This is a genomic window from Nostoc sp. TCL26-01 (assembly GCF_013393945.1).
In the GTDB taxonomy this organism is placed as follows: domain Bacteria; phylum Cyanobacteriota; class Cyanobacteriia; order Cyanobacteriales; family Nostocaceae; genus Trichormus.
Map to the genome: position 1 here is coordinate 6,698,636 of NZ_CP040297.1, position 22,115 is coordinate 6,720,750.

The 22,115-nt window shown below is 40.6% G+C and carries 17 protein-coding genes; 10 read left to right on the plus strand and 7 right to left on the minus strand.

Going from position 1 to position 22,115, the window contains the following annotated elements; genetic code table 11:
- From FD725_RS28960 to FD725_RS28970, 3 genes are all read left to right on the plus strand, one after another.
- A complete protein-coding gene (locus FD725_RS28960) occupies positions 1–771 on the plus strand; it encodes a PilN domain-containing protein (RefSeq protein WP_179051315.1) in 771 nt (256 codons plus the stop codon).
- On the plus strand, positions 768–1,526 hold the full coding sequence (locus FD725_RS28965) for a pilus assembly protein PilO (RefSeq protein WP_179051316.1): 759 nt from the start codon (positions 768–770) through the stop codon (positions 1,524–1,526). The genes FD725_RS28960 and FD725_RS28965 overlap by 4 nt, the downstream gene beginning before the upstream one ends.
- 120 nt (positions 1,527–1,646) lie before the next feature.
- Positions 1,647–4,007 (plus strand): type IV pilus secretin family protein, encoded by a 2,361-nt coding sequence (locus FD725_RS28970; RefSeq protein ID WP_179051317.1) that lies wholly within the window; start codon positions 1,647–1,649, stop codon positions 4,005–4,007.
- Positions 4,008–4,465: 458 nt separating this feature from the next.
- Here FD725_RS28970 and FD725_RS28975 read toward each other — a convergent pair whose 3' ends face one another.
- The 3 genes from FD725_RS28975 to FD725_RS28985 form a co-directional block, all read right to left on the minus strand.
- Complete coding sequence (locus tag FD725_RS28975) at positions 4,466–5,197, minus strand: peptidylprolyl isomerase (protein WP_179051318.1); 732 nt, start codon at positions 5,195–5,197, stop codon at positions 4,466–4,468.
- Positions 5,198–5,888: 691 nt separating this feature from the next.
- Positions 5,889–6,326: an SRPBCC family protein gene (locus tag FD725_RS28980; RefSeq protein WP_179051319.1), complete on the minus strand. Its 438-nt coding sequence runs from the start codon at positions 6,324–6,326 to the stop codon at positions 5,889–5,891.
- 64 nt (positions 6,327–6,390) lie between these two features.
- A complete protein-coding gene (locus FD725_RS28985; RefSeq protein ID WP_256871807.1) occupies positions 6,391–6,975 on the minus strand; it encodes a Crp/Fnr family transcriptional regulator in 585 nt (194 codons plus the stop codon).
- A gap of 192 nt (positions 6,976–7,167) precedes the next feature.
- Between FD725_RS28985 and FD725_RS28990 the strand changes: the two genes are divergently transcribed.
- On the plus strand, positions 7,168–12,885 hold the full coding sequence (locus FD725_RS28990) for an alpha-2-macroglobulin (RefSeq protein WP_372726699.1): 5,718 nt from the start codon (positions 7,168–7,170) through the stop codon (positions 12,883–12,885).
- 429 nt (positions 12,886–13,314) lie between these two features.
- The gene (locus FD725_RS28995; protein ID WP_179051321.1) at positions 13,315–13,920 is read left to right on the plus strand and encodes a DUF4360 domain-containing protein; all 606 of its coding nucleotides are present in this window, start codon (positions 13,315–13,317) and stop codon (positions 13,918–13,920) included.
- Between the two features lie 648 nt (positions 13,921–14,568).
- Here FD725_RS28995 and FD725_RS29000 read toward each other — a convergent pair.
- The 3 genes from FD725_RS29000 to FD725_RS29010 form a co-directional block, all read right to left on the minus strand.
- Positions 14,569–14,766: a hypothetical protein gene (locus FD725_RS29000; protein ID WP_179051322.1), complete on the minus strand. Its 198-nt coding sequence runs from the start codon at positions 14,764–14,766 to the stop codon at positions 14,569–14,571.
- A 255-nt stretch (positions 14,767–15,021) separates the two neighbouring features.
- Positions 15,022–16,374, minus strand: a complete 1,353-nt coding sequence (gene gor / locus FD725_RS29005) for a glutathione-disulfide reductase (RefSeq protein WP_179051323.1) — start codon at positions 16,372–16,374, stop codon at positions 15,022–15,024.
- 164 nt (positions 16,375–16,538) lie between these two features.
- Positions 16,539–17,087 carry a peroxiredoxin gene (locus FD725_RS29010; protein WP_179051324.1) on the minus strand — a complete coding sequence of 183 codons (549 nt, stop codon included), beginning with the start codon at positions 17,085–17,087 and terminating at the stop codon, positions 16,539–16,541.
- 188 nt (positions 17,088–17,275) lie between these two features.
- Between FD725_RS29010 and FD725_RS29015 the strand changes: the two genes are divergently transcribed.
- On the plus strand, positions 17,276–17,698 hold the full coding sequence (locus tag FD725_RS29015; protein ID WP_179051325.1) for a Fur family transcriptional regulator: 423 nt from the start codon (positions 17,276–17,278) through the stop codon (positions 17,696–17,698).
- A gap of 79 nt (positions 17,699–17,777) precedes the next feature.
- Here the strand turns inward: FD725_RS29015 and FD725_RS29020 are convergent, their stop codons facing one another.
- Positions 17,778–18,725: an ROK family protein gene (locus tag FD725_RS29020; RefSeq protein WP_179051326.1), complete on the minus strand. Its 948-nt coding sequence runs from the start codon at positions 18,723–18,725 to the stop codon at positions 17,778–17,780.
- A gap of 477 nt (positions 18,726–19,202) precedes the next feature.
- Between FD725_RS29020 and FD725_RS29025 the strand changes: the two genes are divergently transcribed.
- The 4 genes from FD725_RS29025 (at position 19,203) to FD725_RS32785 (ending at position 22,113) form a co-directional block, all read left to right on the plus strand.
- Complete coding sequence (locus FD725_RS29025) at positions 19,203–19,787, plus strand: hypothetical protein (protein WP_179051327.1); 585 nt, start codon at positions 19,203–19,205, stop codon at positions 19,785–19,787.
- A gap of 179 nt (positions 19,788–19,966) precedes the next feature.
- The gene (locus FD725_RS29030) at positions 19,967–20,179 is read left to right on the plus strand and encodes a hypothetical protein (protein WP_179051328.1); all 213 of its coding nucleotides are present in this window, start codon (positions 19,967–19,969) and stop codon (positions 20,177–20,179) included.
- An 82-nt stretch (positions 20,180–20,261) separates the two neighbouring features.
- On the plus strand, positions 20,262–20,855 hold the full coding sequence (locus tag FD725_RS29035; RefSeq protein ID WP_179051329.1) for a hypothetical protein: 594 nt from the start codon (positions 20,262–20,264) through the stop codon (positions 20,853–20,855).
- A gap of 46 nt (positions 20,856–20,901) precedes the next feature.
- Positions 20,902–22,113, plus strand: coding sequence for a hypothetical protein (locus FD725_RS32785; RefSeq protein WP_256871809.1), 1,212 nt, complete (start codon positions 20,902–20,904; stop codon positions 22,111–22,113).
- Positions 22,114–22,115: the final 2 nt, after the last annotated feature.

Here is a 22,115-nt window from a genome sequence, read left to right on the forward strand (position 1 = left end):
ATGTACAGTCTAGATATTAATTTTCTCAAAGACCGCCCAGCTTACCAAAGCAACCCGGACAAAAAGTCAGGAGGAGTTAAACTACCGACTGGGAGCTTAACTCCTGTATATATAGGAGTTGGTCTGGGTTTGAGTCTGCCGATCTTTGTGGGTGTGGGTTGGTGGTTTTTGCAAGCGAAAAATCTGGAACTAGAACAGGCGATCGCACTCTTAGATCAGGAGAATAAAAAATTAGACGCAGAAATCAGCAATATCAACAAAATCAAGGAACAGACTAACGCTGTCAAAGGCGAAACTCAAAGTCTAGTCACTGTATTTGACCAAATTCGTCCTTGGTCTGCCATGTTAGAAGATTTGCGCGATCGCATTCCAGGATCTGTACAAATCGAAAACGTCAAGCAAATCCCCCCAGTCCCGCCAGTCGAAGGACAACCCCCCGGTAATCCGGCTGGTGGTATAGAAATTACCGGGTTAGCACGCTCTTTTAACGATGTCAATGACTTCTTATTAACCCTGCAACAGTCCCGCTTCTTAAAGGCTTCTGAAAGTAAAATTATCACGGCTTCTCTAGTAGATGCGCCTGTACAACAGGCTAGCAGCAATTCTAAAGGTATAGCCATCAAACCCCCGCAAATAGTCAGATATACCATTCAATCAAGTCTCAGTGATGTTCCCGCTTCTGAATTAATTCGGGAGTTAGAACAAAAAGGCACTGTAGGACTAGTAACTCGAATTCGCAGTATGCAACAAACAGGAGTCATTACAAGATGACGCTGAGTGATGATTTAAATTTTGCCGAACAGGCTGCTGATTTAGATGCAGACGCATCAGCTTACCCCGTCCTCTTTGGGGTCAGTTTCACACCGAAAATTATCGGTATTATAGTCGGTGTAGTCGGACTAGCCGGCGCTGTATATATGTTGCTCAATCTGGTCATGCCAGCTTGGGATAGCTATCAACAAAAGCAGGCACAAAGTAACGATTTGCAAGGGCAAATAACCCAGAAAAAAGCCACTGTCAAACAGATGGACAAGGTAAAAGAGGAATTAGCTCAAGCAAAACAGCAAAAACAACAAGTTCTCGGATTATTTGCTGATGAAAAAACCCTAGATACTTTGCTGTTAGATTTAAATCGTCTAGTTGAATCTAGTAATGCACAAATTCCTCTCAATGCTGTCAAAGCCAAACTACAAAAGTTTGTCCCGACTATACAAAAACCCGAACCAGTGATCGATGGCTCTCTAGGAATAGCAGTTAACGGTAAGCTAAAACGCACTGGCGTGAATATTGAAATCGTTGGCACTTATGAACAAACTCAATCGATTATTCGGAATATAGAGCGTCTACAGCCCTTATTAATAGTCAGAGACTATCAATCAACCTTAGCTCCCGTACAAAATACTAGCCCATCAGGTAAATTAATTCGCAGGATAGGGGCAGCTCCTATTACCACAGCCTTTCAACTACAAGCATTAATGCCCCTTAGCTCTGAAGAAATGGCAGCTGCGGCTCAACCGAAGAAGTAGGAGATTGAGAAATAAATTCAATATTCAAAATTCAAAATTAAGAATTTAAGAATTAAGAATTAATGACTCACTACTCTGAGATTTTTGATTAACAAGGTTTTATTAGGTGAGGAATGAACTGTGAAACAGCTTCACGGTAATAGTTTGGTTTTAGGTGCGGCTGCTTTTGTCTTCCTAGCAGCGCAACCAGTGTGGGCGCAAACAACTCAAGTTACAGAAGTCAAGCTAAATCCGGCCGATGGCGGACTTAGTGTTGTTTTAAAAACTTCTGCCGGTTCGCGCCCACAGGTTTTTACAACTAAAAGAGATAAAGCTCTAGTTGCAGATTTAATCAATACTCAATTACGCTTACCCCAAGGGAAGAATTTCCGTCAAGAAAATCCCGTGGCAGGTATTGCATCAGTCGAGGTTGTGCAACTGGATGCTAATAGTATCCGTGTCATCGTGACTGGTAGTAACGATACACCAAGTAGTCAACCTGTGGTACGTAAGCAAGATGGCATTACTCTTGGCTTTATTCCATCAGGAAGTACTACAGCATCAGTACCAGTTACTCCCACTCCAAAACAGCCTGTAGCCACAACGCCACCACCAGCTACAACACCCCCTGCATCTATACCAGTACCACCGACTTCACAACCCGGTGTGCTTGTACCCAACCCAGAAGTGACAATTGACGGCAAACCAGCCCAACCATCAGGCCCTGGTCAACCTCTCAGCCAAGCACCACCTTTCTTACCCAGAGCTGTTGCTCCTCCTGTCGGTGATATCGCCATTTCTGCTACCGATGCTTCTCCCACTACTATAGATTTAGGTACTCAAGAACGTGTCCCCCGGTTGGTGTTGCGCGATGCACCAGTCAGGGAAGTTTTGTCATTACTCGCCCGTGCGGCTAATTTAAACTTGGCTTATATCAGCAGTGATCCTACTGGTGGTACAACTGCTCCTGCAAATGCACTGCAAACAATTTCCTTAGATATTGAAAATGAGCCTGTACAAGACGTATTTAACTACGTTTTGCGTTTGAGTGGTTTAGAAGCCAACCGCAGCAACAGAACAATTTTTGTGGGGCCGAAACTACCTAACTCCACTCGTGATGTCGTGATGCGTAACTTGCGGTTGAATCAAGTAAGTGTGGGAGTTGCTTTAAACTTTTTAGTCGGCTTGGGTGCAGAAACAGCCGTCAGCCGTGAACGCCAAGTTACTAACGTCAATGCTGTACCCGTGGGGACTGGTGTTGCACCTATTACTCAAACCCAGACAACCACAGAAACCAGAGTTGAAACTCAAAGGATAGATTTTAAAGACTCCAATCCATTACTCAGAGGTTTACAGGCATTAGGAGATGAGCGTACCAATTCTCTCACCTTAATTGGCCCACCAAGAGTAGTTGATATGGCAATGACTCAAATAACTCAGCTTGATATCCGTCGTCGTCAAGTGGTAGTTAATGTCAAAATTATTGATGTAAATCTTTCAGGAGAGCAACTTTATAACAGCAGCTTTTCTTTTGGCCTTGGTAATAATTACTTCTCTGTTGATGGTGGCGCAGCATCTCTAAATTTTGGTGGTTCCAGACCAGCCACTAGTACTGAAGCAAGAAATAGTATAACTAGTACACCTGTTACTGAGAACACACTCCAAAACGCAAATTTATTTTTGGGTGATGGTTTTTTTAACGCATCAGGTAGACCATCAGCTGAGGCTGGCATTAGCTCAAATCCGTCACAACCAGGTATTACAGACTTCACTCCAGGAACTCGAGGAACAGCGACTACTCCCGGTACTCCTGATACATACACATTTGCATTACCAACTCTTTATCAGTTCCCCAAACGTCTGCTAGCAAGTTTGCAGGCTCAAGTTGTAAGTGGTAATGCTAAAATTTTGACTGACCCGACTTTAATTGTACAAGAAGGTCAAACGGCTAATGTCAAACTTACTCAAGAAGTATTAGGAAATCTCACAAGCTTGGTAACTCGTGGTGATGGTACTTCTACACAAACAATCACAGCCGAAAAAACCGATGTGGGTTTAACCTTAGCAGTTAAAGTTGAGCGCATTGATGACAATGGTTTCGTTTCTTTATCCGTAGCTCCTGTTGTCAAAGCACCACAATCTTCGGCTGATGTGAATGTTGGAGGAGGCAATACTCAAAAAATATTTTTAGTGTCTGAACGCTCCTTAAATTCTGGTACAATTCGTCTAAGAGATGGACAGACATTAATTCTTAGTGGCATCATTCAAGACCAAGATAGGGCAACTGTAACGAAGGTTCCTATTTTAGGTGATATTCCGTTAATTGGTTCACTATTCAGAAGAACAAATAGAACTAATGAACGCAGAGAGGTAATTGTGTTGCTCACGCCTCAAGTGATGGATGATTCTGAGAATTCTTCTTATGGCTATAACTATACTCCTAGCCCAGAAGTGCGACAAATTCTTGAGCGCCGTGGTTTGAATACGCCTAATAAGCGATAAGACTTAATACCAATTCATAATTCGTAATACCCTACGGGTTAGCCGTAAGGCTTTCTCGGAGAGTAGGCTTGCGCCTACGTAATTCGTAATTGAATAGTTCAGATATTATGTGGGATTAGCGAATTGGTGTTATGAAGACAATTTAGTTTAAACTAAGTTCGACAAGTCTGTTTTGACCTCTTCCCCAACCCCTTTGCCTTACAGAGGGGATTACCTGCATTTCTCACAAAACGGTAGGGGCGGGTTTACGAGATATTCGTGAATAATTGAAGCATATTTGTTAACCCGCCCCTACAGCCTCTAAACTGCGGTTTGATCTATTTCGTGAGAAATTCGGGATTATGGTATTGTGGATTAAAATTTATCCGGACTCAATCTTGATTGTAAAGGAAAAACAAAAGCGATCGCTCACTGGATGCGATCGCCTAAATCAAATCCTCAATGATAATTGCTTACTCTCATTCTGCATCAGTAATTACACTGACTTGTTTCTGTTGTTCCTGTAACCAACCCTCAAATAACTCATTTAATAGTCTTGCTTTCATTGGCTCATCCAATTGGGCTGGTATGAGTTTTTCTACCCGCAGAATGACGAACCATTCAGCAATACGGGCTGGCGGGGAAATTTGACCTGGTTGGTAGGTAGAAATTAGTTGTACCATTGCTGGATGCAGTGAACTCAGTTCTACAGGGCCGACTAAACCACCAGTTTGAGCTTCTGGGCCTTGTGAATATTTTTGTGCTACTTCTGTAAAGGTTTGTTCTTTGGCTTGCAGGCGGAAGTAGAGTTCTTGGGCTAGTCCAGCATCTTGAGTTCGTAGTAAGGAATAAATTACCTTATCTAATTTACCCTTCAACTGAAAAAAATAAGACTCTAGTTTGTGACCCCAAGTATCTTGCTTATATTTTTCTAGTCTGATTTTTCGCATCAGCAGATGCTCCAATTGCTCGATGCTCAAACCTTGATGCGCCATCCATGCTTGAATGTCGGCTTCTTGGGCTAACTGCTTCTCGGCGAAAAACCTCTGTTTTGCTTGGGCTAATTCTTCAGCCTCACACTTTATTGGTGTTATAGCTTCATCGATAATTAATTCCCGTAGTAATTGTGGTAGCAGTTGATAACTAGCTAGTAAGGGAATGAGTTCACTAGATTGAATTGTCCGGTTCCCGATTTGCAGCACTTCAGTCATTATCTGCTTGGTTTGGCGCTCTTAAGTGATAGATGCTGAGTCAGTATCAGACAATGCCGTGATACTTGGACTTTGTGGTACAGCTCTAAGATTTTAATAGCAAGAATCCGCAATTTATGTAAAGTTTTATCGAAAATTCCCCGTATTTGTGGGTAACTCCTCTTTGACTTTTGAGCAAGACTTATACCATTTCACTTTAATAATGATACAAATACGTGAGTCCGTCAGTCCGTCAGGGATTGTAAATCCCTGTCTCATAGCTAAAGTCCTCTCAAGAGGACTGAATATCAGAGTCCATTTTAATGGACTTAAGCTATGAGACCACCGTTTTAACGGTGGGCGGACAATACCCAACGAGTAAGCTATATGTATCAGGATTTTTGTGAATTGGTATTAGCACTTGCCCAAAAAGCTATCCCGTTGACTAGGAGACTATGCAGCAAGTCAGGGATTGTAAATCCCTGTCTCATAGCTAAAGTTCTCTCAAGAGGACTGAATATCAGAGTCCATTTTAATGGACTTAAGCTATGAGACCACCGTTTTAACGGTGGGCGGACAATACCCAACGAGTAAGCTATATGTATCAGGATTTTTGTGAATTGGTATTAGCACTTGCCCAAACAGCTATCTCGTTCACTAGGAGACTATGCAGCCAGTCGAGTTTCGATGGCAGTGAAATCCACTTCTGTCCTTAAACTACATCTTCAGCTGTTTGTTTAAGGTAATCTAACCAACTTTTGAGGGAGGTATCCAGCATCGTCTGCATCATGCTTCTTAACAGTACGATTAACCAACCGTCAAATGACTCCTCAGTTCTGACAAGTACACCTTTTTCTTGAGGTTCAAGTATCCATATATGAATAGCTTGCGTCCCAAATGCCTTACCTGTCCAGCTAATTCGACGTTGATCCTCAACTTCTTCCAAGGTTGATACAATGGCCGTGCCATTGGATTTCCACCGAAAGATAGAAGTAGGCTGAAGTGATCCTTCTAGTTTTGACTCGGAAACATTGGGATACCAAAGATGCCAATGATTAATATCAGTCAGCAGTTGCCAAATGGTCTGCTTTGAGGCGTTAATGATAATTTCATGCCGGGCAGCTACGGGTGCTTTTGAATTGATTTCCATCACATCTATCTGTGGTATTTCTTTGATCCTAGTTAGCGCATATCATCCTCGGCATTGACTTGGGTTAAGAAATAGCGCGTAAATAAATTCTCCGCTTCAAACGACTGAGAGATTCGGGTTCAATTCCCAGATATGATGCCAGATAATGCTGTGGAATGCGCCCTAACAGATGTGGTTCAACCTTGAGTAGGTGAAGATAACGCTGTTCCGGAGTGTCTCGGTACAAAGACATTAAGCGATCGCGCAATTGAAAAGCAAGATATTCAACAATCAGCCGTAGTAATTTCTCGCCATCCGGTGCTGCTGAGAGTGCAGTAATTGCCTGTTGATTTAGTATCAGGACTTCCGCATCTTCAATTGCTTGGCAAGAAAAACAGGACTGACGTTGCCGCCGAAAACTCTCGTAGTCTCCGACGGTATGATTTTCTGGATGAAAAAACAATGTTAGTTCTTTGCCATCTTTTAGAAAAAACATCCGTAGACAGCCTTTGAGGGTTAAGCCCACAAACTCACAAATCTCACCTTCTCGAAACAAAAAATCTCCCTTATGCAGTTTTCTTAAATTTAAGAGAGGATCAATTAACAGTGAGTCAACTTTGAATTGAGGATAAATTTTCTCAATGAATAAGTACAAGGCTTCGTACATCATGAACCTCTGATGGTTTGATCTGCTAAATTAATCGCTCGTGAATGCTCAATTGCTACACCAAAGAGTGCAGCAAAGCTTAAGCAATTACAAATTATTTGTAGTTTACGGAACAATTACATAAGATTAGGTATCCATACAGATAAGTTTTTATAGTAAATCAGATATCAGCTCCGCATGATTATCCAAATGTTCATGCGATGCCTCATTGTATGTACACTCATATTAGGCATCGCGGGGTGCAATTTTATTGGTATATCTACCAGCAAAGAACAACTCCCAGCTGTTGCACCACTCCAACCACCCAACTTACCAGATTGGATTACCCAAATTAGTCCTCTTGGTGATGCTAAACCTCTCAATCAGATTCGTATCCGCTTTCAAGAAGCGTTAATTCCTGTCGAACAACTTGATAGTCCAGAACAACAAAAATTGTTACAAAAATTTGCAACTTGGCCACCTTTACCTGGACAATTTCGGTTTTTGACACCCCGCATGGTAGGCTTTCAACCAGAACAAGCTCTACCACAAGCCACCAGATTGCAAGTTACCTTAAAAGCAGGTTTAGCAGATTTAAAAAATCATCGTTTAGCAAAAGATTTAGCTTGGACTTTTAATACAGAATCAATTAAATTAACTAACTTACCGGGTGTAAATCCTGTAGAACCAGCCGAAATTCAGCCAGTTGATTTACAGCCAAAGCTGCGATTTACCTCAAATACAGAACTGAACATGGCTTCTGTACAAGAACATTTACAATTAATTCCTGAAGGTAAAAATAAAGGCATTACTTTTAAAATAGCCTTAGCTAAAGCAGAAGCAACAACAAGTGAAGAACCTGGAGAAAAATTCGACCCTTCTACACGTACTTGGATTTATGATTTATTTCCTCAGCAAAATCTAGTCAAAGCGACGAATTATCGGCTGGTATTTACTCCTGGAATCTTACCTGCCTATGGTAACTTACCCACAACTCAAGAGTTTGTCAGTAAATTAGCTACTTATTCACCTTTAGCATTTAAACAAATTAACTTTTACGGACAACCAGATGCAGGTGGAACCTACGGTAGGTTTTTCAAAGGTAGTCCCCAATTAGAATTTAATAATATATTAGTTGCAGATTTAGTCAAAGAAAATATTAAAATCGAGCCGACACCAGCAGATATTTCCAGGCTGATCCAAATTGGTGATGAAGATAGATTTATTAGTATCAATCCCTATGCTTTAAAACCAGCGACGAATTACACAATTACTATCGGGGCAAATTTGCAAGATAAGTTTGCTCAGACTTTGGGTAAACCCGTCACCTTGCAATATAATACTGGCGATTTAGCTGGCGATATTTGGGTTCCCTCAGACTTACATATTTTCCCATCAGGACAGAATTTACAACTCAATATTAATACTGTTAATTTACCAGAATCTCAATATAAAGCTGCTTATCGTGTAGTCCAACCAACAGATTTAGTTTATGCCAGAGGTGCTTATCCACAAGGTAATGATCATGATTTATTAGCTAAACCAAGTCAGTGGCAAAGTTTTAAAGTTTCTGGTAAAAAAAATCAACAAGTTGATATCACTGTCCCACTGAGAGAAAAACTGGGTGCGGCTACAGGAATGTTAGCTTATGGGGTACAGGCGCGAACGAATAAATATCAAGAAAACGGTAAGGAGTTGTGGCGAGAAGCAACCACCTATGGCTTAGTAGAGTTAACAAATTTGGGTGTATTTAGTCAATGGTTTCCTGATGCTGGTTTAATTCGCGTTCATCATCTTAATGATGGTTCACCTGTTAAGGGTGCATCTATGGAAATCTACCAATTAAAATTAGATGCCAAATATCGTGACCAAGTGACAGCTTGTGCGACGGGGAAAACAGATAATGATGGTAATTTAAGACTACAAGGTCAAGAATTACAGTTATGTTATGGGAATGAAAAAAAATCTGTTAAATCTCCAGAGTTATTAGTTATTGCGCGGGAAAATCAAGATTGGGCATTTGCGAGAACGGAAGAATATAGTGGTGTTTACGGTTATGGTATTGATGCAGGTTGGGCAGAAGAGAAACCAGTTTCACGGGGAGTAATATTTTCTGATAGACAGTTATATCAACCAGGAGAGAAAGCTTGGTTAACCGGAGTGGCAGATTATTTAGAAAATGGTACGATCCAGCAAGATAAAAATGCTAGCTACCAATTAACTCTGGTAAATCCCGATGGACAAAAGACTGATTTAGGTACTAAAACTACCAACGAATTTGGCACATTTTCTCTAGAATTACCCATTGATGCTACACAACGTTTAGGTTATTACACAATCCAAGCTAAGGGGAAAGATGGGAGAGAAATTTCGGGTGAGTTACGAGTAGCTGAATTTAAGCCACCGAATTTTCAAGTAGCACTAGATTTAGATAAAAAATTTGCTTTAATTGGTGAGCAAGTAGCGGCGAAAGCAAGTAGTAATTATTTATTTGGTGCGCCTGTAGAAGCAGGAGAAGCTAAGTATTTTGTCACTCGTCGCCAAGAAAATTTCATCCCTCAAGGTTGGGAAAAATTTAATTTTGGTAGACAATGGTTTTGGCCTGAAGAAAGTCCTGCTGTACCGAGTGATGTCTTACAAACTAACACCAAATTAGATGCGGCAGGAAAAACCAGTCAAACGCTGACAGTAGCGAAAGACTTGCCCTATCCTATGACTTATCGTGTGGATGTACAAGTGGCAGATGTTTCTAACTTATCTTTAGCTAATTCTCAATCTTTTATCGCTTTACCCAGTAACCGTTTAATTGGGTTAAAAAGTAATTTTATTGCTAATGCTGGCAAAGCTTTTCCTGTAGAAGTGATTGTCACTGAACCTACAGGTAAAATCATCACAAATCAACGGGTGCGGCTAGAATTACAACAGATGAAATATAGTAGTGTGACGCAGTTGGTAGAAGGTAGTCGCACAGCTAAAAATCAAGTTGAATATAAGACAGTTGACCAAGTAGAAGTTACATCTACAAATAATCCGCAAACAGTTAATTTCACAGCCAAGGAATCTGGAACATATAGAATTAGAGCGAATTTTAGTGATTGTCAAGATGTTTCCTGTAACGTCTCTGCCACAGATTTACAAATTTGGGTGACAGGTGAAAATCCTGTATATTGGGGTGCTGAAGATCAGAATATCTTGGAAGTTAAACTAGATAAAACAGAGTATCAACCAGGAGAAATTGCTACCGCTTTAATTCCCTCTCCCTATGCCGATGCAGAGTTATACTTTGCAGTGATTAAAGATAAACCCATATATCAACAAATCATTAAAACCAAAGGTGGCGCACCACAAATTCAGTTTACAGTCACACCAGAAATGTTACCCAATGCCGCAGTAGAAGCTGTGTTGGTTAGACAAGGCGCACCACTTAACCAAATAGAACCAGGAAGTTTAGATAAATTAGTCAAAATTGGGTTTACACCGTTTAAAGTTAACTTGCAAGATAAATATTTAAAAGTGCAAGTTACCCCATTGCAAACATCATTAGCACCTGGGACAGAGGAAACCGTACAACTAGAACTCAAAGATCCCCAAAACCAACCCATCCGAGGACAATTAACTGTGATGGTGGTGAATGAAGCTGTATTGCAACTATCAGGTTATCGTCCACCTAATTTAGTTGATACAGTTTATGCCGAACAGCCAATATCTACCCGCTTCAGTGATAATCGTCCTGATGTGGTGATACAACCCCAAGATGTAGCTAAACCTAAAGGCTGGGGTTATGGTGGTGGTTTTTCCGCAGGTGCAGCAAATACCCGCGTCCGCACAGATTTTCAAGCTTTAGCTTACTACAATGGTTCTCTGTTGACCAATACTGATGGTAAGGCGCAAATCACTTTCAAATTACCAGATGACTTAACTACGTGGCGGGTGATGGTTGTCGCTACTGATGGAAATCTGCGGTTTGGGAATGGTGATGCGACCTTGATCACAACCAAGCCACTACTAACTAATGCCATCTTGCCACAATTTGCTCGTCCAGGCGATCGCCTCTTCGCTGGTTTATCTGTCACCAATAACACTGGTACTTCTGGAAACCTCACCATTAATGGGGAAGTTGACGGTACAGTTGAGTTTGTCCAACAGAACCCAACAAAAACTACTTTACAAACCCAAACAGCATCAACCACCCAAGCTTATCGTTTTGAGATGGTAGCTAATAGTGTTGGTGTGGCACAAGTCCGCTTTGCCACCCAACTTAATAATACTGTTGCCGATGCTTTTGCCGTACCGCTAACAGTCAAACCTTTGACAGTGACAGAACAAGTTGTGGAAACTGGTGTGAGTGATAAGCCAGTCAAAATTCCTCTGAATGTTGATAAAAATGTCTTGCCGGCAGCTGGCGGTTTAGATATCCAACTGGCGAGTACCTTCATCCCAGAAATCACAGCACCAGCTAAACAAGTATTAGCCGATGATGATTTACCCTTCGCTGAACCTGCGGTAAGTCAGTTAATTATTGCCGCTAACTTACAAACTCTGGCACAAAAATATAGTCAAACTTTTGCCGAATTTAATCCAGAACAACAGGCTAATCAAGCCATTACTCAATTACAAAAATTGCAACTAGCCGATGGTGGTTTTGCAGCTTTCCCAGGTCAAGAAAAATCAGACCCTTGGGTTTCTGCATATGCTGCACAATCCTTAACCCAAGCCCAACTAGTCTTCCCCAATGCAGTCAATTCCACTATCATATCTCGCTTAAAGAGTTATTTGCAGAAAGTCTTAGCTAACCCTGGACAATATGAATTTTGTCAACAACAATTGTGCAAAACTCAACTGCAACTCAATACTTTAATTGCTTTAGCAGAAATAGGAGATAAACGCAATAGTTTTTTAGGAGATATTTATCAACAGCGTCAAAAATTTGATCTAGTCACACAAATCAAACTGACACGATATTTATCTCAGTTTCCCCAATGGCAAGATGAAGCCCAACAATTATTTCAGCAGTTGCAAAAAAATATTACCGAAACTGGTAGGACAGCAGTCATTAGTTATCCCCAGAATTGGGGATGGATGAGTTCAGCCACCACCGCACAAGCACAGGCTTTAAGACTATTTATTGCCAACCAAAGTAACCCAGAAATTATCGATAAATTAGTGCAAAGTCTGCTGAATCAGCGACGCAATGGTACATGGCAAACCAACTATAATAATGCCCAAGCATTAACAGCATTGGTAGAATATAGCCGACTCCAACCCACACCCCCTAATTTTCTCGCCACAGTCCAATTAGCGGGTCAAAAAATTGCTGAACATAGATTTAATGGCTACAAAGATTCTAGTTTACAGCTAAATGTGCCAATGAATAAATTACCCCGTGGTCGTCACGATTTGACATTACAAAAATCGGGTAATGGCAAGTTACATTATTTAGTGGCTTATAGTTACACCTTACCAGGAAATCAACCAGGAAGATTTAACGGTTTACGAGTCACAAAAGCCATAAGCGAAGTAGGAGAAACCAAGCTTTTACAAAAAACAGGTATCTATGCTGTTGATAAACCTTTAACTCTCAAAAGTGGCCAAGTATTTGATATTGGCTTAGAAATTATTAGCGATCGCCCTGTAGATCATATCGTCATTCAAGACCCATTACCAGCCGGATTAGAAGCAGTAGACCAGAGTTTTCAAACCGCAACACCTGCATTACAAGCACAGGCTGATAGTTGGCAACTAGGTTACAAGCATATCTACAGCGATCGCATTATCGCCTACGCTGACCACATAGAACCAGGAGTTTACAGCCTACACTATCTAGTCCGTTCCGTCACTCCCGGTATATTCCTCTGGCCCGGTGCTGACGTGCATTTACAGTATGCACCAGAAGAATTCGGACGTTCAGCCAGTTCTACGCTGCAAATTGAATAACTTAGGACTTACGCACTCAACCAATAAACCATAAATGAGGGTGGTCAATAGTCAATGGTCAATAGTCAATAGTCAATGGTCAATGGTCAATGGTCAAAATCAAGTTTTTTGGACTATTGACCCTTACGGGTTCGATAGTTGCTTTCCGACGCAAGGCGACAGGAACGCACTATCTCACTATTGACAAAAAAGCCAGAAAATTTAGTGACACTGCATAAGTCCTATAATTATCATATTTCTAACTATATGTCTTTGTGGTCAACTATTATTTAACCACAGAGATACAGAGAGAATTGTTAATAAAAAATACAGTATTTTACATCTCGTATCAATATGAATGTTTTCTCGATTTTCGGGATACAAACTTACGAAACTATCGTCATTAGATTTGAATCTAACATCATGAACAATCCTCAATCCAGGTGAGTTATGAATAACCAAAATCTCAAGAAACAATCTATCAATTTCGTTAAATCCTCTCTAGTTGCTGCTACCTTAATTACTGCTTCTATCGGCCCTGCTTTTGCTAGCGACAAAGTAGAAATTTTAGGGGCAGAATATGGTGGTAGTGGTTGTCCTGACGGTTCTGCTAGTGTCAGCGTCAGCCCCGATGGTCAAGAACTGAGTATTCTATTTGATCAGTTTATAGCCCTGGGGAACAAGTCAGCAGAACGTCGCAAAAGCTGTAACTTGAGTATTCCTATTAAAGTACCCCAAGGCTTTCAAATTTCCCTCTACGATGCTGATTATCGGGGCTATGTTGCACCCAGTACAATTGGCAGACTAAGAGCAGAATACTTTTTTGCGGGTCAACGCGGCCCTGTTTTCTCTAGAACCTTTAGAGGCGAAAAAGACTATAACGTTCGAGATAAATTAGTAACTGTAGCTGATGTTTGGTCGCGTTGTGGCGACAGCGTGAATATGCGAGTCAATGCGGCAATGACTGCTAGTGGTCAAGGAATGGCAACTGTTGACTCATTTGACCTTGCCCATCGTGGTTTAGTTTATCACGTTAAATATCGCCGATGCCGTTAGGTATTTTCAAAGCGGGGAGATATACAACTCCCAGCTTTGGAAATATTTAACCTGCATTTCTCACAAAACGGTACGGGCGGGTTCATGAGCATTGGTGTCAACTTAACGTGAAACCCGCTTGGTGACAACGTTTTTCCCTCACCCCCCTCTCCCACATTTGGGAGAGCAGGGTGGTTTCATACGAAAAAAGAAAAATACATACATCTTGATTTGTCGCTTTGTAGCAGAAGTTTTGACCCCTCTCCAAACCTCTCCCCCACGGGGGGAGAGGCTTTGAAACAAAGTTTTGTTTTTTCTCTGTTTGTATGAAACCACCCTGCTCTCCCACATTTGGGAGAGGAGTCAGGAATTCTTGTCCCCCTTCTCTCAAACATGGGAGAAGGGGTTAGGGGATGAGGGCGAAATCATCTGAGTTCAACGCCAGCTTAGTCTAGCTTTTTCCTTAAGTTGACACCAATGGTTCACGAGATATTCGTGAATGATATAACCATATTTGTGAACCCGCCCCTACAGCCTCTGGACTTTGGTTTTAGAAATTTCGTGAGAAATTCGGGTTAATCCCAATTCTTTTATAACTTTGTGTCTTTGTGGTAAACAATAATTTATGGAACTACAAAGGCACAGAGAAAAAAACAAAATTGATATCAGTCACCAGTTCCTAATCACCAGCTTTCGATACATTCTCACCCCTGATGAATCAGATGAGTCTTTCGGGGGTTTTTGGTCTTTGGGTGGTTTATATCCTGCTAAGGCAATTAGATTGACACCTACAGTTGTAATTAACATACAACTTATGGCAATTTTAGTATGTAAAATTTTGTGCAAGAGCCATTGCTTAGTCATCATTATCTTCTCTCCTGTGGCATTGCACTGACTAAATTATGTAAATAAATTTGTGGTTTATCTCTACTTCTAAATTTAGTAAATATCTGTAAATAATTCCTGCTGGAAATTATCGAAAAACATTCTGAATTTTAGTATTTTTAATAAATAGAATATGTGATTACATTTTTATGTAATCTAGAGAGTATTAATTTGCTAATTAATCAGAGGTAATAGGTAATAGTTGGGTGGAGCATAGCACAACCCAACATCACAAAATTACCGCATAGTCACAAACTCTTCCGCAGAACTAGGATGAATACCTACAGTCGCATCAAAATTAGCTTTGGTTGCACCCATTTTAATAGCGATCGCAATTCCTTGAATAATCTCGGCGGCATTTGTCCCGACCATGTGCGCGCCTAGTACTTTATCAGTCTTTTGATCCACTACTAGCTTCATCATGGTTTTTTCATCTTTACCAGCTAGGGTGTAATACATTGGTCGAAAGCGACTGCGATAAATTTTCACCGCATCACCATATTTTTCTCTGGCTTCTGTTTCCGTCAGTCCTACGGTGGCTGCTTCTGGAGTGGTGAAAATAGCGGTGGGGACATTCTCGTAACTCATAATCCGCGACTTACCACCAAACACAGTATCAGCAAATGCTCGACCTTCGTTAATCGCTACTGGGGTGAGGTTAATTTTGTTAGTACAGTCTCCTACTGCATAGATATTCTCCTCCGCCGTGCGACTGTACTTATCAACAACGATCGCCCCATCATGTAGCTTAACTTTAGTATTTTCTAAACCCAAGTTATGTGTATTCGGTTTACGACCAACAGCCGCTAAACTGACAGCATCGGCAATGACGGTTTCTTCCGTACCTTCGTCTCCTCTAACTGTCACCTTCACACCTGCGCCATCTTTCTCAATGGCAATCATCTGAATTTTGTTAAGAACGCGGATACCGTGGTTAATCATCGCCTCTTGAATTTGCGATCGCAAATCATCATCGAAACCACGCAAAATCATATCACCCCGAATTATCTGAGTGACTTCAGTCCCCATCCCATGTAAAATACAGGCAAATTCTGCACCAATGTAACCTCCCCCCAAAATCACTAGGCGCTGGGGTTGTTTTTGCAGATGAAAAATATCATCAGAGGTAATGGCGTATTCAATTCCCAAAATATTCGGTCTAATGGGATGTCCACCCACAGCGATGAGAATTTTGTCGGCGGTGATTTGGCGATCGCCCACGACAATTGTATGCGAGTCAATAAACTTCCCGTATCCCTGTAAAAGTTCTACTTGAGATTTATCCAACATCCCTTGATAAATCCCATTTAAGCGAGTCACTTCATTATTCACCGCCGTAATCATTTTTTCCCAATCCAAAGAACTCTTGACTGGACTCCAGCCATATCCTTGAGATTCCTCAAACAAATCGGGAAAATGGGAAGCGTAAACCATCAGCTTTTTCGGTACACAGCCACGGTTCACACAAGTACCACCCAGTCGGTCGAATTCCGCAATCCCTACTTTAGCTCCATATTCGGCTGCGCGTCTTGCGGATGCAATTCCACCTGAACCTGCACCAATTACAAATAGGTCAAAATCGTAGGTCATGTGTCCCTCTGGGTGAATATTTTTTTAGTACAACAAATAGCGGGGGGATGGGGAGATGGGGAGTGTGGGGAGATGGGGGAGTGTGGGAAGTGTGGGAAGAAAAGTTAATTTCCTCTGCTCCTCTGCTCCTCTGCTCCTCTGCTCCTTCTCCCCTTCCATGTCCTCTAAACGCCGACGGGAGTTTTGGCTTGTTTGAGGTAAGCTAGCATGGTGTCTGCATCTGAAACTTCAAACGGATCAGTAGCACAGACATCTTCAAAACCTGGTTCAATGAAGAACTTTTCAATGTTACCGTCGTTGACTACCATTGAGTAGCGCCAAGAGCGCAGACCAAAGCCCAGGTTGGATTTATCAACTAACATCCCCATCTTACGAGTAAATTCACCATTGCCGTCGGGAAGTAAGAAAACGTTTTGAGCGCCTTGTTGCTTACCCCACTGGAACATGACGAAGGCATCATTGACAGATATACATATTACTTGATCAATTCCTAATGCTTTGAACTCTGAATAGAGTTCTTCATAACGGGGTAGGTGGGAGGTGGAACAGGTGGGAGTAAAGGCTCCAGGTAGGGAAAACACCACCACACGCTTACCACCAAAAATTTCTTGAGTAGTTAAATCTTGCCAGCGATAAGGATTTGGCCCAGGAATAGACTCATCACGAACACGGGTTTTGAAGACAACGTTAGGAACTTTGGTAATTACAGTCATGTTGACCTCTTAAGTAAGCTATTTTATGCGCGAGTAGTAACTTTCGGCTGATGAACTCAGAATAATTCTGATTTAAGAAAAACTCAATAGTTAGAAATACTTAAATTTTAGACTTAAATAAATAAAGTAATAATTTCTTATTAGTTTGGATTATAATAAAGGAAAAGTTACACAATGCAGCAACAAGTATGCAAGAACAAGCAAACGCAATTGTTCAAACCTTAAAATCTAGAGGTTTGCGGGTGACACCTCAACGGTTTGCGGTTTATGCAAATTTGTTATCTCGCACTGACCACCCTACAGTTGAGCAAATCTTAACTGAACTGAATCAAGATTGTCCTGTGTCATCCCAAGCGACTATATATAGTTCTCTGCAAGCTTTGCGAGAAGCTGGTTTAGTCAGAGAAGTCTTATTAGAAGAGGGGGTATCGCGCTATGATGCCAATGTTGCACCCCATCATCACTTTTACTGTCGCCAATGCAAAGCCATTGAAGATATTGCTTGGGACACTTTTGAGTACATCCAATTAAAGAGTTTGCGTCCTGGCTTGCAAGGTGAAACCTACGAGGTGACAGTCCAAGGTATATGCGATCGCTGTCATGAGAAGTAGGGAATAGGGAATAGGGAATAGGGAATAGGGAATAGGGAATAGGGAGTGTAACAACTGACCATTGACCATTGACCATTGACTATTGACCACTCAAAGCTACTGCACCCCACAACGGCGCATCATCACCCAATGCCGCCGGCACAATTTCTAAGCTAACTTCTGGCAAAGCGGTTTCTCTGGCAGTCTTTTGGACAACACTCCACCAGCTTGCACTTGCCTTAGTGACGCTACCACCTAAAATAAACCGTTGTGGATTAATTAAATTAGCTACATTGCCAATGCCTACACCCAAAGCCCAAGCAGACTTTTGCAAAACTGCTTGAGCAATATCATCGCCTTGAGCTGCTGCTTCACTGACTAGTTTACCTGTAAGTGAATTGAGATCATCTGCCACCAAATTCTTCAGTATCGTCCCATGATGCAGTTTTGCTCGGTTGGCTAAAATATCCCTAGCATTTTGTGCCATGTAAGGCCCTGATGCTAAACGTTCCACACATCCCTGCTTACCACATAAGCATAAAGGGCCGGAAGGGTCTACAACCATGTGTCCAATTTCTCCAGCCATCCCAGATGCACCCCGCCAGGGTTTACCGTTGAGTACCCAACCACCACCCACACCAGTACTGATGGTAATGTAAAACAGGCTATCGTATCCTTGACCAGCACCAAAGCGATATTCCCCCAACGCCGCCACATTAGCATCGTTATCTACAGTCGTGGGTACACCAAACTCGGCTGTAAGTAAATCTTGCAAAGGGATGTTTTCCCACCCAGGAACGTGATGAGAAAGTTTGACTGTGCCAGTTGTTGCGTCTACTGGCCCGCCAAAGCTAACACCAATAGCTGATGGGGTTGTTCCTTGGAGCAGAGAATGAATGAGCGATCGCATAATTTCCAAGTCTGTGCTAGCATCTGCATTCATTGGAGAAAGACAACGTTCGTAACGCCACCACTCTCTCTCACCAGGATTTACCAAAGCTGCGGCTAACTTAGTTCCCCCAAAATCCAGAGCTAATATTGGTTTCATCAGCTTAATAACATATTTTTTCTGTAGGGTGTGTAACGCTGCCAGAATATTTGAACCTAGCAATGAAACTTATAGCGTCACATACCAACCACTAATTGTGACACTTGCGTAAGTTCTGTTTTGTAAAAATTATATAAAGTATTTATTTAACTCAGTAATCATTCTTTTCATCCAAACTACCTGAGTTAACCATAACTTCAGCTATCCACGCAAAATTACGAGAAAGGCTCTTGGTGTTTACAACTATTTCAAGAAACTAAGCTCTCAAAATCAGTGTTTATCTAGTTGCAAAAAAAACACAAAATTATCTATTATGTACTTACTTGAGTAAATTCAATTGCTAGCAAGTAACATAAAGTTGATTCAAGTTCATCAGGCTTGTAAATTATGACAAACACGATTTCATGAGATTTTTTATCTCTACTTCTGACTGACATTTAATCTCTACATCACCCTCTAAACTTCAGCAAATATCTGATGCGTTATTCACGAGTGGCGGTTTTAGCTATAGTTTTAATCATTTTCGGGATAATAGTATTAAACCATTCACCAATCAGTGTGATGGCGCATGAAAAAGTGGAAGTTAACAGGATAACTAATATGACATCTGGCGAATCCAACAACCCCAAGACTATTGAAGTAGATGGAATTCAATTTGAAACTTTAGTTCCTGAGCGAATGTACCGTCTACCCAAATATGGAGAAGAGACTGATATTCAATTTGGTGTTCGGATTACTAATCAAACATCAACTCCTTATCGCTTTGAATTGCCTATGTTTGTGCCAGAAATATTAAATCCACATGGAAAACCTAAGCAAATGAGTTTTTCTCAAAATTCAACCAGAAAGGTAGAAGAAGCAGACATTCCGTTAATTGTGCCTGGAGAGAGTCTGGAATTTTTGAAGGATGCAAAATTTAGCTGGTGCAGCAGAGATTGCGTTGAACTTAAAGGCTTTGTATCATATGGAGCAATTTGGTGGTTTTATAACTTCAAGCCTGGCAAATACCAAATTCGGCTTACCTACAAGAATGTTCTAAAGAAAAAAAAATGCTTCTTTTAAGAGGACAATATGAAATCGACGAATTTTGGACAGGTACAATTGCTACACCTTTTATAAGATTACGTCTCAGATAAACAGAACATTTCTTTGAGTAAAGCAGAAGTACATTTATTTGCCTAGCTAACTTCAAATAATCTGCTCTTTAACTATCACACAACTATTAGACAGAAAAACACAATATGAAAATTAAAGAATCATTAGCAATTCTTATAGTATTTCCATTTCCTTTTTTTCTGACATCACATCCTGCTATTGCTGTTAACTTAGTTTATACAAAATTTCCTCTTTCTTCCAGTTATGAGCCTGTAGCTTTTTATAAGACAACTGTAGATAACTATGGACTACTCACAAGAGACTATTTTAGAAAAATTATTCCTCCAAAAATTCAATAAACACTGATTTTTAATAATCCAGTAAATCCAGGGTTATCAGTATAGTTAAAATCAGCATATATTCAGTTTAAGGGTAATCAAAATGACATCTTTTAAATCAAATGAGAGTAATACCGTTGAAGTGGATAATGTCAAGTTTGAAACTGTTGTATCAGAAAGGGTATTAACCATCCCAGAAGCCAAGCATGGTGTTTATACTCCTGTACAGCTTGGTATTTGTATTACCAATAACACGCAAACACCCTTTTATTTTTCATCCTCTTTTTACTCTTTGTTTCCAGAACTCATAGCACCAGATGGTCAAGTAATGCAGACAGGTATCAGTTGCGAGAGACTAAACAAACCGCTTGAATCTGACTATGTGTTAGTAGTACCTGGAGAATCAGTAACTTTTTCTCGTGATGCCTTTCTTTGTTGGATACAGAACCGTAAGAAAAAGCGTGAGCGAAATTTGACCTTGAATATTCCTTCTCTATATCAAGACATTTATGCTTTTTGCCCATTGTATCCAGGTACATATAAATTGCGTTTCCAGTATCGTGAATTTCGGGAATCTATTGAGGAACTTTCGCTGTGGATTGAACCAACAATATTACAAACAATCTTACAAAATCTTTGGACAGGAAAAGTACTAACTCCACTTGTGGTTCTTCAACTAGTTCAAGGAACAAATTGATGACTAGTGTGATTTTCAATAAACCTAATATTTCAGTCATTTAAAAATGCGTAAACAACAATATCTTCTGTGTTTTTTAGCAACAAATCTGCTGGTAACACTAACAAATCAGTTAGCTATGGGCTTTACTCTTAAGTATGGAAAGGGTGCAATCAATTATTACAATCCTACAGTCCCATACGTTATAGATGCTAACACTAGAGGTACAACTTTTTTATCGCCCAGATATGTTGCTAGTATTAAATTAGGTGGGACAAATGACTTTCTGAAGATGTTAAATAATGATGTTAGGTGGCAAGGCTGGAATTTCATATCTTCCGATAAGAATTTATATGGTAATTTTGAAATTTTTAACTACTATGCTTGTAGTGTTCAAACTCTTTGTGCAAAAGAAGAACCCAATCCGAACAATCACATACGAGGTGGAGTAGGAACTTATATTGATATAAAGTATAATTCCCAAAAAACAGATCCAAAACCAGGACAAGGAAAAATCCATTGGATTCAGCGTGTAGTTAACAACCATAGCATTTATAACGAAAACCAGGTTCATACAGATGAAGGGACACATGGTCTCCGTTATGATGGGCTTGATGTTCCCATATGGATGAATGTTAACCCTTACTATGACACTCTTGGCACTGCAAATGAATCTTCTTTTCGAGATAAATCTTATAGAAAAGATGCCAAAAACTCTCACTTTTGGGTTGGTGAACTTTATTTAGTTGAGGAAATAGCACCAAAAACAGTAAAAATTTACAACGGAATCAGATGGGGTTGGTTAAACAGAGTATATCGTCGTAAAAATCCTGTACCTTTTCCCATACCTATACCCGAAATACCTAAATTTGAGCCAATACCTATTCCCATTCCTAAAATTCCTGAACATCTAGTTTGTCACCCCGGTAGTGGCGGTGGTGGGTGTAATAGAACACAAACTGATGGGATATTTGATAACGACAGTATCGAAAATATCAATCAGGAAATTTCTTATGACAATATTGATCAGACCAACTGGACTGAAGACTTTGATTTTGATATCAATGACCCAGACTGGATTGAAGTACAAAACCCGTCATTTCTTGAACTTGAGAATTGGGATTGGACTTCTGACGAAGAACCGATTCTTGATGAAAACCAACAAGAAGATAATTCTGAATCCCCTGTCTCTACCCCTGAAACAACATCTGCATTAGGACTATTAGCACTAGGCGCATGGGGAATAATAAAAGCGATGAAAATTCGCTTTGACAAATAACT